Origin of the sequence: Arthrobacter sp. FW305-BF8, from assembly GCF_021789315.1 — a bacterium.
Taxonomy (GTDB): domain Bacteria; phylum Actinomycetota; class Actinomycetes; order Actinomycetales; family Micrococcaceae; genus Arthrobacter.
Map to the genome: position 1 here is coordinate 2,971,220 of NZ_CP084561.1, position 16,613 is coordinate 2,987,832.

At 65.6% G+C, this 16,613-nt stretch carries 15 protein-coding genes and 1 tRNA gene; 7 read left to right on the forward strand and 9 right to left on the reverse strand.

What is annotated here, in order from left to right; translation table 11 throughout:
• The first annotated feature begins 36 nt into the window (after window positions 1-36).
• Window positions 37-1,101: a D-2-hydroxyacid dehydrogenase gene (locus LFT45_RS13315; protein ID WP_336885575.1), complete on the forward strand. Its 1,065-nt coding sequence runs from the start codon at window positions 37-39 to the stop codon at window positions 1,099-1,101.
• Window positions 1,102-1,268: 167 nt separating this feature from the next.
• Here the strand turns inward: LFT45_RS13315 and LFT45_RS13320 are convergent, their stop codons facing one another.
• The 7 genes from LFT45_RS13320 to LFT45_RS13350 all read right to left on the reverse strand — a co-directional run bounded on the left by LFT45_RS13320 (window position 1,269) and on the right by LFT45_RS13350 (window position 6,330).
• Entirely contained in the window at window positions 1,269-2,618 is a 1,350-nt protein-coding gene (locus LFT45_RS13320) for an MFS transporter (protein WP_236803736.1), read from the reverse strand.
• 127 nt (window positions 2,619-2,745) lie between these two features.
• The gene (locus tag LFT45_RS13325) at window positions 2,746-3,543 is read right to left on the reverse strand and encodes an IclR family transcriptional regulator (RefSeq protein WP_236803738.1); all 798 of its coding nucleotides are present in this window, start codon (window positions 3,541-3,543) and stop codon (window positions 2,746-2,748) included.
• 341 nt (window positions 3,544-3,884) lie between these two features.
• On the reverse strand, window positions 3,885-4,205 hold the full coding sequence (locus LFT45_RS13330; RefSeq protein ID WP_236803740.1) for a hypothetical protein: 321 nt from the start codon (window positions 4,203-4,205) through the stop codon (window positions 3,885-3,887).
• Between the two features lie 102 nt (window positions 4,206-4,307).
• Window positions 4,308-4,383: transfer RNA gene (locus LFT45_RS13335), tRNA-Val, on the reverse strand.
• Between the two features lie 72 nt (window positions 4,384-4,455).
• A complete protein-coding gene (locus LFT45_RS13340) occupies window positions 4,456-5,394 on the reverse strand; it encodes an NAD-dependent protein deacetylase (protein ID WP_236803741.1) in 939 nt (312 codons plus the stop codon).
• 16 nt (window positions 5,395-5,410) lie between these two features.
• Window positions 5,411-5,914 carry a peroxiredoxin gene (locus LFT45_RS13345; protein ID WP_236803743.1) on the reverse strand — a complete coding sequence of 168 codons (504 nt, stop codon included), beginning with the start codon at window positions 5,912-5,914 and terminating at the stop codon, window positions 5,411-5,413.
• Window positions 5,911-6,330: a DUF3052 domain-containing protein gene (locus tag LFT45_RS13350; protein ID WP_236803745.1), complete on the reverse strand. Its 420-nt coding sequence runs from the start codon at window positions 6,328-6,330 to the stop codon at window positions 5,911-5,913. Before LFT45_RS13350 ends, LFT45_RS13345 begins: the two co-directional genes overlap by 4 nt.
• A gap of 368 nt (window positions 6,331-6,698) precedes the next feature.
• Here LFT45_RS13350 and aceE point away from each other — a divergent pair, with 368 nt between their 5' ends.
• The 6 genes from aceE (at window position 6,699) to fabF (ending at window position 14,780) form a co-directional block, all read left to right on the forward strand.
• Window positions 6,699-9,440, forward strand: coding sequence for a pyruvate dehydrogenase (acetyl-transferring), homodimeric type (gene aceE / locus LFT45_RS13355; protein WP_236803747.1), 2,742 nt, complete (start codon window positions 6,699-6,701; stop codon window positions 9,438-9,440).
• Window positions 9,441-9,689: 249 nt separating this feature from the next.
• Window positions 9,690-10,934, forward strand: coding sequence for a PucR family transcriptional regulator (locus tag LFT45_RS13360; protein ID WP_272912716.1), 1,245 nt, complete (start codon window positions 9,690-9,692; stop codon window positions 10,932-10,934).
• An 88-nt stretch (window positions 10,935-11,022) separates the two neighbouring features.
• The gene (locus LFT45_RS13365; protein WP_180987325.1) at window positions 11,023-11,952 is read left to right on the forward strand and encodes an ACP S-malonyltransferase; all 930 of its coding nucleotides are present in this window, start codon (window positions 11,023-11,025) and stop codon (window positions 11,950-11,952) included.
• On the forward strand, window positions 11,949-13,010 hold the full coding sequence (locus LFT45_RS13370) for a beta-ketoacyl-ACP synthase III (protein WP_236803748.1): 1,062 nt from the start codon (window positions 11,949-11,951) through the stop codon (window positions 13,008-13,010). Before LFT45_RS13365 ends, LFT45_RS13370 begins: the two co-directional genes overlap by 4 nt.
• A gap of 82 nt (window positions 13,011-13,092) precedes the next feature.
• On the forward strand, window positions 13,093-13,338 hold the full coding sequence (locus LFT45_RS13375) for an acyl carrier protein (protein WP_190602322.1): 246 nt from the start codon (window positions 13,093-13,095) through the stop codon (window positions 13,336-13,338).
• Window positions 13,339-13,544: 206 nt separating this feature from the next.
• The gene (gene fabF, locus LFT45_RS13380) at window positions 13,545-14,780 is read left to right on the forward strand and encodes a beta-ketoacyl-ACP synthase II (RefSeq protein ID WP_236803750.1); all 1,236 of its coding nucleotides are present in this window, start codon (window positions 13,545-13,547) and stop codon (window positions 14,778-14,780) included.
• A 122-nt stretch (window positions 14,781-14,902) separates the two neighbouring features.
• Here the strand turns inward: fabF and LFT45_RS13385 are convergent, their stop codons facing one another.
• Complete coding sequence (locus LFT45_RS13385) at window positions 14,903-15,406, reverse strand: DUF3145 domain-containing protein (RefSeq protein ID WP_003806074.1); 504 nt, start codon at window positions 15,404-15,406, stop codon at window positions 14,903-14,905.
• Window positions 15,407-15,662: 256 nt separating this feature from the next.
• Window positions 15,663-16,589: a tyrosine recombinase XerC gene (locus LFT45_RS13390; RefSeq protein ID WP_236803751.1), complete on the reverse strand. Its 927-nt coding sequence runs from the start codon at window positions 16,587-16,589 to the stop codon at window positions 15,663-15,665.
• Window positions 16,590-16,613: the final 24 nt, after the last annotated feature.

The following is a 16,613-nucleotide window of genomic DNA, read 5'->3' on the forward strand; positions in this document are numbered from 1 at the left end:
TCCCAAATCTGTTCAGTATTCTAGCCTCTATTCAGTATGATGAACAGCATGACGACTGAAACCACCGTCGCGATCGCCGTCCCGCTCGAAGCCGAGTTCGTGGAACGCATCCGCGCCGTAGATCCCTCCGTAACCGTTCTCTACGAACCCGATCTGCTGCCGCCCGAACGGTTCCCGGCAGACCATGCCGGCGACCCCGCCTTCAAGCGCACGCCTGAGCAGGAGGAGCGCTACTGGGAGATGCTGGGCAAGGCCGACGTGCTGTACGGCTTCCCGAACGAAAACCCCGCCGGCCTGGCGCGGATCGCCAGGGAAAACCCGCGCCTGCAGTGGATCCACGCCATGGCGGCAGGTGCCGGCGGAGCGGTCAAAGCCTCCGGCCTCGACGCCGAAACCCTGAACAAGTTCAAAGTGACCACATCCGCAGGCGTTCACGCCCTCCCCCTCGCCGAATTTGCGGCCCTGGGCATCCTCAATGGCTTCAAGCGGACCGCGGAGCTCGCCCAGGACCAGGCCGCCAAGGTGTGGCCGGAACTGCGGATACCCACCAAGCTGGTCAATGGCTCCTCGCTGGTGGTCACGGGGCTCGGCGAGATCGGGCTGGAAACCGCCCGCATCGCCCGTGCACTCGGCATGAAGGTCAGCGGCACCAAGCGCTCCGTGGAGCCGATCGAGGGCATCGAGGAAGTGGCGGACAACAACGGACTGGCCGGGCTGCTCGCCTCCGCCGACGCTGTGGTGAACACCCTCCCGGGCACGCCGTACACGGAAAGGCTTTTCAACCGCGAGGTCTTCGCGGCCATGAAGCCCGGCACCGTATTCGTGAATGTTGGCCGCGGAACGGTGGTGGACGAGGACGCGCTGCTCGAGGCGCTGGAGAACGGACAGGTGGCCTACGCGTGCCTGGACGTGTTCCCCGTCGAGCCGCTGCCGCAGGACAGCCCCCTGTGGAACCACCCGCGTGTCATGGTCTCGCCCCACACCTCGGCACTGAGCGCAGCCGAGAACCGCCTGATCGCCGAGCGCTTCTGCAGCAACCTCAGGACATTCCTCGACGGCGGCGAACTTCCCCACCTCGTGGATACGGTCCACTTCTACTAAAGCGTCCTTCCACTAAAGCGCCCCTGCAGCGGGAGACACCGGAGAGCCGGGCAGCCAAAGGTTGCCCGGCTCTCCTGTTGCCCCCAACACCGAAGCGCGAACGTACACCCGTGGCCCCAACCCGTTGCCGGGAGGGACCGCAAGTGTACGTTCGCGCTGTGTGGCTTCTAGCGGGCGTCCTCGATGGCCACAAGGTCGCGGCCCTTGGTTTCCGGCGTGAAGAAGGTGCTCACGAAGGAGATCAGGGCAAGCACCAGCGAGTAGATGGCCAGCACCAGCCAGGAGTATCCAGTGGCCGCGAGCAGCGCCGCTCCCACCAGCGGAACCAGCCCGCCGGCCAGCACCGCGGAGAGTTCGCGCGCCATGGCGACACCCGTGAACCGGTACTGTGATCCAAACAGTTCAGGCAGCAGGGGGCACTGCGGTCCCAGCATGGACTGCACGCCGAGAGCGATGCCAACCACCATGACAACCCACACAAGGGTGACGTTGCCGAGGGTCACGAGGTAGAACGCCGGGAAGGCGATGACAGCCTGGAACAGGGCGCCGTAGCGGTAGACCGGGACGCGGCCGAAGCGGTCGGACAGCGCACCGAAGGTGACCACCATGACGGCGGCAAAACCGGCGGCGATCAGGAGCCCCACCGGACCGATGAACTTGTCGCCGGGAAAAACGCCCGCCGGGGCTGCCAGAAACGCCACCAGCAGCGCAGAGTAGATGGAGGAATTGCCGTTCTCGCCCATGCGGAGGCCGATGCCCACCAGCACGTTCTTCTTGGAGTGCTTCCAGAGCTGGCCCACCGGGTTCTTGACCACGTTCTTGTGCTTCTCAAGCTCCTGGAACACGGGAGTTTCCTTGAGCCGCAGGCGGATGAAGACCGCGACGGCGATAAGGATCACGCTGGCCAGGAAGGGCACACGCCAGAGCCATCCTTCGAGGACCGCCTTGTCAGCGGTCGCGATGAGGGCGAAGGTGCCGGCACCCAGGAGGGTGCCCAGCTGGATCCCCACGAACGGCAGTGAGGCAAAGAAACCACGACGGCGGCGCGGAGCCACTTCGGAGATCAGCGTCGTTGCGCCGGCCTGCTCTGCACCGGCACCGAGGCCCTGGACGATCCGGAGGATGACCAGGAGCACCGCCCCCAGCATTCCTGCCTGCTCGAACGTCGGCAGCAGGCCGATCGCAAAGCTGGCGGTACCCATCAGGCCGATGGTCAGGATCAGCACCATTTTCCGGCCGAAGCGGTCTCCGATGTAGCCGAAGACGATGCCGCCGAAGGGCCGGGCAGCGAAGCCCACGCCATACGTGGCGAACGATGCGATCAGCGCACCTTCATCGCCGAGCGGCTTGAAGAACAGCGGCCCGAAGATGAGGGCCGAAGCCAGGCCGTAGATGTAAAAGTCGTAATACTCCAGAGCGGAGCCTACGGAGCTGGCAAGTGTTGCCCTTCGCAGCTGTTCCGGTTCGACGACGGCGCCGTCCGCATCAGCCAGCGGTGAATCAGTACGAGTTGTCACTAGCACTCCCTCAGAGACACCAGGCCCCCGTTGGCCTGGTGAGTAGTGACACCACCATTGCATCGGTCACTATGCTGAACAGCGTACAACATGATGAACGTTGAGCCAATAGTGTCTGGGTTTTCGCTTAGCCCATGGGGTTGCCGAGGGATCTGGCCAGCTCATTGAGCTCCTTGACCATCTGCGCACCCTGTTCCTGCGAGTAGGTCGCCTTCAGTGCGGTGACGGACAGGCCAAGACTGGGGCCGTGCGCTCCTCGTGTGGGCACGGTTACGGCGAGGCACACCACACCTGTAGTGGATTCCTCGTCTTCAAACGCGTAGCCCTGCTCCCGGATCTGCTCCAGCTGGGCCTTCAGTTCCGCACCCGTGCGCAGTGACTTGGGCGTCAGCACGGGTAGCTCCGTATCGTCAGCGAACATCGCATCGATGTCGTGGTCATGAAGCCTGGCGATCAGGGCCTTACCCACGGCGCAGAGGGACACCGGCATCTTGTCGCCGATATTGGATGTCAGGCGGACGGCCGGATGGCCCTCGTACCGTGCCAGGTAGATCACGTTGGAGCCGTCAAGCATGGCGATGCGCACTGTTTCACCTGACAGCGTGGGCGCCTGCTCGCAGAAACGGTAAAACTCCTGGACTTCATCGAGGCGGCTCAAGTAGGCGGCACCCAACTCAACGAGCTTGCGCCCCAGCGTGTACTCGGCTCCCTGCCTGCTGATGAGCCTGGCCTCCTCGAGGGCCAGCAGGAGATTGGACGTGGAAGACTTGGGGATTCCGAGGTCCCGGGCGAGGTCACTGAGGGTAAGCCGGCCAGTGGCGGACGCCGCGAGCGACTCCAGAACGGCGGCTGCCCGCGTGACGGCCGGCGCCGGGGATGCGCTGCCCAGTCCGTCAGTGGCTTTGGGGGTGCGGGAATCGGCCATGATTCTCCTTATCGGTACGCGCTCAGACAGCGGGGGTCGGCAGACTGCACCGCGCGCAATCACCGGCGACGATGCCAAAACGTCCAGTCAACTGAACACATACCATCATACTGGCTGGACGGCTGCCGCCGTAGGCCCCGCCTGGTCACCCGCAAAAGGACCACTGGAAGTAACCTTCCTAATGGTTTCGTGTTTCCGGATGTTCACGGTATATTCAATTTCAAGCCTTCCACCGCGGCATCCCCCAATAGTCGCGGTGGAAGGCTTATCCAATTCTCGGGCCTCTTCGGATCTCAGGCCTGTCAGGTTCTTAAGCCTTCCCCGATCTCTGCGCCCGCTGCTCAGGCCGCATTCGCAACAGCGTGTTCCGCGGCGGCATGGTCCGCTACCGCGCTCCGCAGCCTCCACCCGCCGCCGAGCCCGTCGCGGATGATCTCCATGGTGGTCAGCGCCGAACCCGCGTTTCGCCCCAGCCGGGTCTGCAGCCGCCACACTTCGACGTCAACGCGGCTACGTCCCAGCGGCATCCGGCGCTCCGCCTCCCACCAACTGACGCGTTCAAACCATCGCAGCGGTTCCGCGCCCACCGTCCATTCCTGGCCGCCGCGGATGACAGCGCCCGGCTGCCCGTCGGCAGCGGTCCTCACAAGTACATGTTCCATGCCCGCAGGTTATGGCCGGGCAGAGACATTAAAGACAAAACCGACATCAAACACAAAACCCCGCCTGACCAAGATCGAAGACTTGGTCAAACGGGGTTTTCGTGGTGGGTCCTACCGGGATCGAACCGATGACATCCACGGTGTAAACGTGGCGCTCTACCAGCTGAGCTAAAGACCCAAAGAGAGGTTTTTCGCACCGAAGCGCTCCAACCAACGAACATAGACTCTACCCGAACAGTGCCCGCAAACGCTAATCGGGTCTTGGGGCAGCGAGGGCGGGCAATTCATCTGCCAGCCAGGCAAGGGACTCGCTTACTCCGGCTTCCAGCTTGACCGTGGCGAGGTCGTCCCCGCGCGTCTGGCCGCGGTTGATGATGACAACGGCTTTACCTTGTTTGGCGGCGTGACGGACAAACCGCAGCCCGCTCATGACGCTGAGTGAGGAACCGGCAACAAGCAGGGCCTGGGCTTCATCCACCATTGCGTATGCGCGCTCCACGCGCTCCTTGGGGACGTTCTCGCCAAAGTACACAAAGTCCGGCTTCAGGACGCCGCCGCACGCAGGACAGCGGGCAACCACAAAGCTCCGGATCAGTCGCAGGTCCTCCACTGTGGCGTCGGCATCGGGAGCCATCTCGACAAGTCCGGATTCCATGGCATGGCCAAGGAAGTCCGGATTCAGCTCCTCCAGAACCTTGGCGAGCAGCTGCCGTGAATACGTGCGGCGGCATTCCAGACAGATCACCTGGTCGAAGCGTCCGTGAAGGTCCACCACGTTGACGCTGCCGGCGTCCTCGTGGAGGCGGTCCACGTTCTGGGTAATGAGTCCGGTCAGGAGCCCACGCTGCTCCAGGACTGCGACGGCGGCGTGGCCGGCGTTGGGGCTGGCTCGCCTCAGGTGGGACCAGCCGATGTGGTTGCGCGCCCAATAGCGCTGCCGGTTGGCCGCCTCAGCCACAAACTCCTGGTAAGTCATGGGTGAGCGCGGGGCCGAATCCGGTCCGCGGTAGTCCGGTATGCCGGAGTCGGTACTGAGCCCTGCCCCCGTCAGAAGTGCCAGGGGCAGCCCGGCCAGTACGTCACGGATCCCGCCCAATGCTTCGAGGTCGCCGGCCGACGACGCGGCGGCTGGAGCCGCAGGCAGACTGGCGAAGCCTGTCAGGCCGATGCCGGTCCGCCGCTGGTCCATGGGCTGGCCCTAACGCCTAGCCCTGGGCCAGCTCTGCCAGGACCCGGCGGTATTCGGTGAGGTCACGGGCCTGGCCGCGCGGATTCACAACGACGTACCGGACCGTTCCGCCGGCGTCGATGATGAACGTTCCGCGCCTTGCCATTCCGCTTTCCTCATCGAACACGCCGTACTTTCCGGCAACGGCGCCGTGCGGCCAGAAGTCTGCCAGCAGGCTGAATTCGTAGCCTTCCTGCTCGGCGTACGCCCGGAGGGCAAACTTGCTGTCCACCGAGACCGCCAGCACCTCGGCGTCGGCATGTTCGAAGACTGCGAGGTTGTCCCTGATTTCGCACAGCTCGCCGGTGCAGATGCCCGAGAACGCGAAGGGGTAGAAAATAACCACCACGTTGCGTCCGCGAAAATCGGCGAGCCGGACGGGCTCACCAAATTGGTTAACCAGGGTGAAGTCCGGCGCCTGCTGCCCTACTTCGGGCACTCCGGCGAGGTCCACCGTTGCGACGGCGGCCTGTCCGGTCACTTGTTCTTCCTGGTCACCAGTCGCGTGGCGCTCCAGTCCTTGGAAACGCCCGCGGACGTGGTGCAGTGCAGCCCTGCGGTAGGTGCCGCGTCCTGGATGTCCGACGGCGAAACATATCCGGCACGTCCGGACTTCGGCGTGAGGACCCACACCACGCCACCCTCGGTGAGCGTCGTGAGCGAGTCGACCAGCGTGTCCACGAGGTCCCCGTCGCCGTCCCGCCACCAGAAGATCACGGCGTCCACGACGTCGTGATCATCCTCATCCAGAAGCTCCGACCCGGTCAGATCCTCTATGTCATCACGCAAGTCGAGGTCGACGTCGTCGTCGTAACCGAACTCCTGAATCAGATCCCCGTCCTTGAAACCCAATTTTTCCGCCACATTTACCGAAGTGGCGGCGTCGGCCTCGCTCACGTGTTCCTCCTGTGCATGGTGATTTCGATTACTCCAAGCCAACACCCTTTGGGCGTGTGCTTCAAGCTACGGGCGCCGCGGTGCGGCTTATTGTGCGTCACACAACAAGTATGACGGTCAAATAGGCCGGAGGGTTCAGGGGCGGCTACGCATCCGCAAGCCGTCGGAGCTACAGTGACTGTTGACAACTATGCCTAGCGGGGCAACCGCCCCGGACAAATAGGCAGTCATACACACGAGATAAAACCCTGCCCGGCGCACATGACCGGGCTGTTGTAACCGATACGACGCACACGACGCGTTCACGCCGGGCAGCTACCCTGCCGGACCTGAGTGCGCCGCTGAATGCGCGCAAAGAGAGGTTGGACGTGGCTGCAGGAGAAGATACCTCCCATATCCTCAGCGGGTTGACTAACCAGCTGCCTGATCGTGATCCGGAAGAGACCGCCGAGTGGGTTGAGTCCCTGGATGCGCTGATCAGGGAACAGGGCACGGAGCGTGCCCAATACATCATGCGCAGTCTCCTGCAGCGTGCCGGGGCGCAGAGCGTCGGGGTTCCGATGGTGACCACCACGGACTATGTGAACACGATCCCGGTGGACCAGGAAGCGCAGTTCCCGGGCAACGAGGAGTACGAGCGCCGGTACCGGGCGTACATGCGCTGGAACGCCGCGGTGATGGTGCACCGGGCGCAGCGGCCCGAGATCGGGGTGGGCGGGCACATCTCCACCTACGCCGGCGCCGCGACCCTGTATGAGGTCGGGTTCAACCACTTCTTCCGCGGCAAGGACCACCCCGGCGGCGGGGACCAGGTGTTCTTCCAGGGCCACGCGTCCCCGGGCATGTACGCCCGGGCGTTCATGGAAGGCCGCCTCTCCGAGGAGGACCTGGACGGGTTCCGGCAGGAAAAGTCCAAGGAAGGCCACGCCCTCTCCTCCTACCCGCACCCGCGGCTGATGCCGCACTTCTGGGAGTTCCCGACCGTGTCGATGGGCATCGGCCCGATGAACGCGATCTACCAGGCCCAGTCCAACCGGTACCTGCACAACCGGGGCCTGAAAGACACCGCGGACCAGCAGGTCTGGGCGTTCCTGGGCGACGGCGAAATGGACGAGCCCGAGTCCCGCGGCCTGCTCCAGCTCGCCGCAAACGAGAACCTGGACAACCTGAACTTCGTGATCAACTGCAACCTCCAGCGCCTGGACGGCCCGGTGCGCGGCAACGGCAAGATCATGCAGGAACTCGAGGCGTTCTTCCGCGGCGCGGGCTGGAACGTGATCAAGGTCGTCTGGGGCCGGGAATGGGATGACCTGCTCACCCGCGACGCCGACGGGTCGCTGGTGAAGATCATGAACGAAACCCCCGACGGGGACTACCAGACCTACAAGGCCGAATCCGGCGGGTTCGTCCGCGAACACTTCTTCGGCAAAACCCCGCAGACCAAGGACCTCGTCGCCGACCTCTCCGACGACGAGATCTGGAACCTCAAACGCGGCGGCCACGACTACCGCAAGGTCTACGCCGCGTACAAGGCCGCGACCGAATTCAAGGGCAAACCCACCGTGATCCTGGCCAAAACGGTCAAGGGCTACGGCCTGGGCCCGCACTTCGAAGGCCGCAACGCCACCCACCAGATGAAAAAACTCACCCTGGACGACCTGAAGAAGTTCCGCGACCACCTGCGGATCCCGGTCACGGATGAGCAGCTGGAGAAGGACCCCTACCGGCCGCCGTACTTCCACCCGGGCACGGACGCACCGGAAATCAAGTACCTGCTCGAGCGCCGCGCCGCCCTCGGCGGTTCCGTTCCGGAACGGCGCTCAAAGCACGCGGACATCGAGCTGCCCGAGGCGAAGACCTACGAGGTGGCCAAGCGCGGTTCGGGCAAGCAGCAGGCCGCCACCACCATGGCCTTCGTCCGCCTGCTCAAGGACCTGATGCGGGATAAAAACTTCGGCAAGCACATCGCGCCGATCATCCCGGATGAGGCCCGCACGTTCGGCATGGACGCGTTCTTCCCGACCGCGAAAATCTACAACCCCAAGGGCCAGAACTACCTGTCCGTGGACCGGGACCTCGTCCTGGCCTACAAGGAATCCGCCCAGGGCCAGCTGATCCACCCCGGCATCAACGAAGCCGGCGCCGTGGCAGCCTTCACCGCCGCCGGCACCGCCTACGCCACCCACGGCGTGCCCCTGGTCCCGGTCTACGTGTTCTACTCCATGTTCGGCTTCCAGCGCACCGGCGACGCCTTCTGGGCCGCCGCCGACCAGATGACCCGCGGGTTCATCATCGGCGCCACCGCCGGACGGACCACCCTCACCGGCGAAGGCCTCCAGCACGCCGACGGACACTCCCCGCTGCTGGCCTCCACCAACCCCGCCGTGGTCACCTACGACCCAGCCTACGGCTACGAAATGGGCCACATCGTCCGCGGCGGCCTCGAACGCATGTACGGGCACGACTCGACCGACCGTAACCTGATGTACTACCTCACGGTCTACAACGAACCGATCGTCCAGCCCGCGGAACCGGAGAACCTCGACGTCGAAGGTGTCCTCAAGGGCATCTACAAGCTCGCGGCCTCCACCACCGAAGGCCCCAAGAGCCAGATCCTCGCCTCCGGCGTCTCCGTCCCTTGGGCCCTCGAAGCCCAGCGGATCCTCGCCGAAGACTGGGGCGTCTCCGCCGACGTCTGGTCCGTCACCTCCTGGAACGAACTGCGCCGCGACGGCCTCGCCGCCGAGGAGGAGGCCTTCCTCAACCCCGGCAAGGACGCCCGCCAGCCGTTCGTCACCAAGCAGCTCGAAGGCGCCCAGGGCCCCGTCGTGGCCGTCTCGGACTACATGAAAGCCGTCCCGGACCAGATCCGGCAGTTCATCCCGAACGAGTTCGCCACCCTCGGCGCCGACGGCTTCGGCTTCTCCGACACCCGCGCGGCCGCCCGCCGCTTCTTCAAGAACGACATCCACTCCGTCGTTGTGAAGACCCTGCAGCTGCTCGCGGCCAAGGGCGAGGTTGACGGACAGGCACCCGCGCAGGCGATCGAGAAGTACCGCCTGCTCAACGTGAATGCGGGCACCACGGGCAACGCCGGAGGCGAATCCTAATCCCCACCGCGCGGGAGTTTTTGTCCAGATAATCCCCACCCGCACCCTCGCCTCGCAAGCTCGGCCAGGGAACCCTGCGGGCGTGGCCCCAGCCTAAAATGAACGACGGCGGTCCCCACCCACGGTGGGGGCCGCCGTCGTCCGTTTGGGGTGCTTCCCCAGCGCCGGAGGGGTTGTGATGCAGCACAAGCGAAGTTGTAGCCTTTGCACAAAATGGAGCTTGTCCCGCAGGCACCGTATGCTCGGATTATGCCCGAGCCGTCCCCTGCCCCTGCACCGCGCAAACCGTCCTCCCGCACCATGTCTCCGGAGAAGACGGAGACCCTGAAAAAGCTCAGGGCCAGCGTCGGCCAGTTGTCCACCACCACCATGCGCCAGCTGGAGAAATCGCTGCCGTGGTACAGCCGGCTCAGTTCGGACGAGCGCTCCGCGCTGGGACTCGTGGCGCAGAACGGCATCGCCGCATTCGTCACTTGGTACGAGCGCCCCAGTTCCCCGTCCTGGATTCTTTCCGACGTTTTCGGTACTGCCCCGACGGAACTGACCCGGTCCATCAGCCTGCAGAAGGCGCTTCAGCTCATCCGGATCGTCGTGGAAGTGGTGGAGGACCAGGTCCCGGTAATCGCTCCCGAAGCGGACCAGCCCTCCCTTCGCGAAGCAGTCCTCCGGTACTCGCGCGAAGTGGCATTTGCCGCCGCCGACGTGTACGCCCGGGCCGCGGAATCCAGGGGATCCTGGGACACGCGGCTCGAAGCCCTGATCGTGGACGCCATCCTGCGCGGCGAAAACACCGACGCGCTGCGTTCCAGGATCGCCGCGCTCGGCTGGAAAGCACAGGAACGCTTCACCGTGATGGTGGGAAACTCGCCGTCGGAACCCAGCGCCAGCTACGTGAGCGAACTGCGGCGCATGGCGGGCCGGTACGCGGAGGATGCCCTCGTGGGGATCCAGGGCGACCGCCTCATCCTGATCCTGGGCGGCGTGCACGACCGGGAGACCGCGTATGTGAAGCTCAGCGAGATGTTCGCGCCCGGTCCGGTGGTTTACGGCGCGGAGGCCAGCTCCCTGCTCGAAGCCAGCGGCTCTGCGCAGTCAGCCTTCGCCGGGCTCACCGCCGCCCGGGCGTGGCCTGCCGCCCCGCGCCCGGTGGCAGCCGACGATCTCCTGCCGGAACGGGTCATTTCCGGGGATGATGCTGCCCGGCGGTCCCTGGTGAAGAACATTTACCGGCCGCTCCTCGCGGCGTCGAATGGGCTGGTGGAAACGCTCGGCACCTATCTGGAGCTGGGGCATTCACTCGAGGCGACAGCGCGTGAACTCTTCGTCCACGCCAACACCGTGCGGTACCGGCTCAAGCGGGTTTGTGACGTGACAGGCTGGGATCCGCTGCTCCCCCGGGAAGCTTTCGTGCTGCAGGCAGCCCTTGTGGTGGGGCGGCTTTCCACTCCCCCGAAGCCCGCCGTCGAGCGTGTTGCCGTGCGGAACACGAACTGAACCGTTGTAGACTTCCTACAATCTGACCCCGTGAGGTTGGTGTACGCAAACACCAATGAATCACCCGGTAATTTGGAAAGCTGGATACGTGCTTGCAATCGTCTGCCCTGGACAGGGCTCACAGACCCCCGGTTTCCTGGCCCCGTGGCTGGAACTGCCTTCCGTAGCAGGCCATCTGGCCTCCCTGAGCGAAATTGCAGGCATCGACCTCACGGCGCACGGGACCACCTCTGACGAGGAAACCATCAAGGACACTGCCGTCGCGCAGCCGCTGATCGTGGCGGCCGGACTGGTGGCCGCCAAGTCGCTGTTCGACGTCGAACTCAGCACGCTGCCGGTCATCCTGGCCGGACACTCGGTGGGCGAGATCACGGCGTCCGCACTGGCCGGCGTGCTCACCGAAAAGGAAGCCATGACGTTTGTGCGCGAACGCGCCAACAGCATGGCCGCAGCCGCTGCCGTTACCCCCACCGGCATGAGCGCCGTGGTGGGTGGCGACCCCGCCGAGGTCCTCGCCGCCATTGAGGCCGCCGGCGCGACGCCCGCAAACGTCAACGGCGCGGGCCAGACCGTCGCCGCGGGCACCTTCGAACAGCTCAAGGCCCTGGCCGAGAATCCGCCCGCCAAGGCGCGCGTGATTCCGCTGAAGGTCGCCGGCGCATTCCACACCTCGCACATGGCTCCCGCGGTGAGCGCCCTCGAGGCGCTCCGCCCGGAACTGCAGCCGCAGGCACCTGCCGTGCCGCTGCTGTCCAACTTCGACGGCCAGGAGGTCACCGCGGGCAACGCCGCCGTCGACAGCCTGATCGCCCAGGTCTCGCGCCCGGTCCGCTGGGACCTGTGCATGGAGACCCTCGTGAACCGCGGTGTCACCGGCGTGATCGAACTCGCTCCGGCGGGCACCCTGGCCGGACTGGCAAAGCGGGGCATGCCGGGGGTCAAGACCGTTGCTGTCAAAACGCCGGACGACCTGTCCGCGGCCCTTGCACTCTTCGCAGAACTGGAAGGACAGGCATGAGCACGCCGGTACTGAAGCAGACCCCGGTCAACGAGCACACCCGGATCCTGGGCATCGGCGCGTACCGCCCCGACGTCCTGGTCACCAATGAGGACGTGTGCCAGTGGATCGATTCCTCCGATGAGTGGATCCGCCAGCGCACCGGCATCGTCACCCGCCACCGCGCACCCGCCGACGTCAGCGTGATCGACATGGCCGAGGGCGCGGCCCGTGAGGCCATGGAGAAGGCAGGGATCGAGGCATCCCAGCTTGGCGCCGTCATCGTCTCCACGGTGACCCACCCGTACGCCACGCCGTCGGCTGCCGCGAGCCTCGCCGACCGGCTGGGCGCCACGCCTGCCCCCGCCTTCGACATCTCCGCTGCCTGTGCCGGCTACTGCTACGGCATAGCACAGGGCGATGCGCTGGTCCGTTCGGGGGCCGCCAACTACGTCCTCGTAGTGGGCGCCGAAAAGCTCTCCGACGTCATCGACAACCGCGAACGCACCATCTCGTTCCTGCTGGGTGACGGCGCCGGAGCCGTTGTCATCGGCCCGTCGGACACCCCCGGCATCGCTCCCTCGGTGTGGGGTTCGGACGGCAGCAAGTGGGATGCCATCGGCATGACCCGCTCCATGCTGGACGTCCGCGACCTTGGCATGGCGGCACGCCGGTCTGACTCCACCGGTGACCTCGCGCTCCTCGAAGAGGCGCAGGAGCTCTACCCGACCCTCCGCCAGGACGGCCAGACGGTGTTCCGCTGGGCGGTCTGGGAGATGGCCAAGGTGGCCCAGCAGGCGCTGGAAGCCGCCGGCGTCCAGGCCGAGGACCTGGTGGCCTTCATTCCGCACCAGGCCAACATGCGGATCATCGATGAGATGGTAAAGAAGCTCAAGCTGCCCGAGACCGTTACGGTCGCGCGGGACATCGCCGATGCCGGCAACACCTCGGCGGCATCGATCCCCCTGGCGACGCACCGCCTGCTCCAGGAAAACCCCGCACTCAGCGGCGGACTGGCCCTGCAGATTGGCTTCGGCGCCGGACTGGTCTTCGGCGCCCAGGTGGTTGTCCTTCCGTAGCAATTCCGATAACCAAGCCGCAACCGCGGTTTGCCCCATTTCCGGCATCCCCTGCCGGCAATAACAAGAAAAGGAGCCATCAATGGCTAGCAACGAAGAAATCCTGGCCGGACTGGCTGAAATCGTCAACGAAGAGACCGGCCTGGCCCCCGAGGCTGTCGAGCTGGACAAGTCCTTCACCGAGGACCTGGACATCGACTCCATCTCCATGATGACCATCGTCGTCAACGCCGAAGAGAAGTTCGGCGTCCGCATCCCCGACGAAGAGGTCAAGAACCTCAAGACCGTCGGCGACGCCGTGGACTTCATCTCCGGCGCCCAGGCGTAAGCAGGACACGCCTTCGTTGGCGTCAGCCTCTACAGGCTCCAGCCCTCGCGGCTGAACCCGGCTGGCCGGACCGGACGCACGTATTCCGGACCGGCCAGCCGATGCACCACCCCTAAATTTTCTTGCAGAATTCCCCGCACGCCACCCACTCAGGCCTCCGGCCAGCAGCACAGGACACGGCAGGCGCACCGACAGAGAGTGATCCCATGACACGCAAAGTAGTCATTACAGGTCTGGGTGCCACCACGCCCATCGGCGGCGACGTACCCACTATGTGGCAGAACGCGCTGAAGGGGGTTTCCGGAGCCCGCACCCTCGAGGATGAGTGGGTCGCCAAGTACGAACTGCCGGTCCACTTCGCTGCCCGGTGCACCACGCCCGCCCTTGACGTCCTGTCCCGCGTTGAAGCCAAGCGCATGGACCCCTCAACGCAGTTCGGCGTCATCGCCGCCCGCGAGGCCTGGGCCGACTCCGGCATCACCGAAATCGACCCCGACCGCCTGGCCGTCGCGTTCGCGACCGGCATCGGCGGCGTCTGGACGCTCCTGGACGCGTGGGACACGCTGAAGGAGAAGGGCCCCCGCCGCGTCCTGCCCATGACGGTTCCGATGCTCATGCCCAACGGCGTGGCCGCCGCTGTCAGCCTGGACCTGGGCGCCCGTGCCGGTGCGCACACCCCTGTCTCCGCCTGCGCATCCGGTACGGAAGCCATGCACCTCGGACTGGACCTGATCCGCTCCGGCAAGGCCGACGTCGTGATGTGCGGTGGCGCCGAAGCCGCCATCCACCCGATGCCGCTGGCGGCGTTCTCCTCGATGCAGGCACTCTCCCGCCGCAACGACGATCCCGAGCACGCCTCGCGTCCGTACGACCTTGACCGTGACGGCTTCGTCATGGGCGAAGGCGCCGGCGCGCTGGTGCTTGAAGCCGAGGAGCACGCCCTCGCCCGCGGCGCGCGCATCTACGGCGAACTCGCCGGCACGTCCGTGACCGCCGACGCTTACCACATCACGGCACCGGACCCCGAAGGCCTGGGCGCCACCCGCGCACTCAAGGCAGCCATGTTCGATGGCCGCATCCAGGCGGAGGACGTGGTCCACGTCAACGCCCACGCAACGTCCACGCCGGTCGGTGACAAGCCGGAGTACACGGCCCTGAAGGCAGCGCTCGGCAGCCACGTCGAGAACGTTGCCGTCTCGGCTACCAAGTCGCAGATGGGCCACCTGCTCGGAGCCTCCGGCGCCGTCGAGGCCGTCCTCACCGTCCTGGCGGTGCACGAACGCAAGGCCCCTGTCACGATCAACCTCGAGAACCAGGACCCGGAGATCCCGCTCGACGTCGTGACTTCCGTCCGCGCCCTGCCGGCCGGCGACATCGTTGCGCTCAGCAACTCCTTCGGCTTCGGCGGGCACAACGCCGTCGTTGCCATCCGCAGTGTGTGATGTGACCTGATTGGACGCTGAAGCAGCCCCCGCCAGTTAACTGGCGGGGGCTGCTTCGTTGCTATGGGGGATTGCTGCTGGCTGTCGCGTCAGCCTGCTCAGCAGTGTTAGCCGGGCTGCCCTCAGCCGACCTGGTGCAGCCAGCGCACCGGCGCGCCTTCGGCGGCGTGCCTGAAGGGTTCCAGCTCCTCGTCCCACGCCTCGCCGAGGGCAAGCGACAGCTCGTGGTAGACGGCGGAGGGATCGCCGGCGCCGGCCTCGTAGGCGTAGCGGATCCGGTCCTCGGACACCATGATGTTGCCGTGCACATCGGTCACGGCATGGAAAATGCCCAGTTCAGGTGTGTGGGACCAGCGTCCGCCGTCCACGCCCTGGCTGGGTTCTTCGGTGACCTCGAAACGCAGATGCGCCCAGCCCCGGAGGGCAGACGCGAGCTGCGCACCGGTCCCCTGCGCGCCGGTCCAGGACAGCTCCGAGCGGAACATGCCGGGCGCGGCGGGCTGAGGGGTCCATTCCAGGTCCGTTCGCTTGTCCACGACGGATCCAATGGCCCACTCAACATGAGGGCACAGTGCGGTAGGGGCCGAGTGAATAAACAGCACACCGCGGGTCATTGCAACAGACATTCCATCCTCCATAGCTGTAGGTACGTCTTCCCCAACGACCTGCATGGACGGGATACTTGCTGCTTTGGGCGCCGCGTGGTGCCGGTGATTCCTGCCAATCTATGAAATTACCTGCCGGGCTGACAAGAAGCGCCTGAAGACAGGTGCTTCAAGCACAACTTGAAAGTTGCCGAACTTGGATCTTATTGTGCCGTACACCGTCTAATTACGCCAGTGCAATTCGGCGTGGTGTAGAAGACGCGCCGGTGTAAAGCGCCTAGGCGCGCGGATGGGCCTGCTGATAGCTCTTCCGCAGCCGGTCCACCGACACGTGGGTGTAGATCTGGGTGGTGGCAAGGCTGCTGTGACCGAGGATCTCCTGGACCGCCCGGAGGTCGGCTCCGCCATCGAGCAGATGCGTGGCGGCGGTGTGCCGCAGGGCGTGCGGGCCGGTAGCCGATGTATCGCCCAGCGCCTCGAACAGTCCCTTCACCACGCTCCGGACCTGGCGCTGGTCCACGCGGCGGCCGCGCATGCCGAGGAACAGGGCCGGGCCGCTGTCCGGGACTGCTAGGTTTCCCCGCCCGCGGCGGAGCCAGTCGTCGACGGCGAGCGCAGCCGGGAGCCCGTACGGCACCGTCCGTTCCTTGTTGCCTTTGCCGAGCACACGGAGGGTTCTGCGGTCGGGGTCGAGGTCATCGACGTCCAGACCCGCCAGCTCACCGACCCGGACACCCGTGGCGTAGAGCAGCTCGACCATGGCCCGGTTGCGGAGGGCCACGGGATCACCGTCTTTCGCTGCTTCATTGAGGTCGTCCAGCAGCCGGGCGAGCTGCTGCTGCTGCAATACCCCCGGCAGTGAGCCGTCGCGCTTGGGGGCCTGCAGGCGCAGGGCAGGATCAGTTTGGATAAGTTCTTCCCGCAACGCCCAAGCGGTGAAGCTCCGCGCCGTCGCGGCGCGGCGCGCAAGGGTGGAACGTGACGCTCCAGCCTCGCTCTGGCTGCCCAGCCAGCGCCGCAGGGTTCCAAGCTCGAGCCCCCCGGGATCTGTGACGCCTTCGCCTGCCGCATAGCCCAGCAGACTGGAGACATCGGACAGGTACGCACGCACCGTGTGCTCGGACCGGGCCCGCTCACCCGTCAGGTACCGTCCGAACCCCGTGACGGCCTGGGCGAGGGCCGCCGGCAGTTCCTGTTTCTCCACTCCCTTACTGTCCCAGCATTTGGC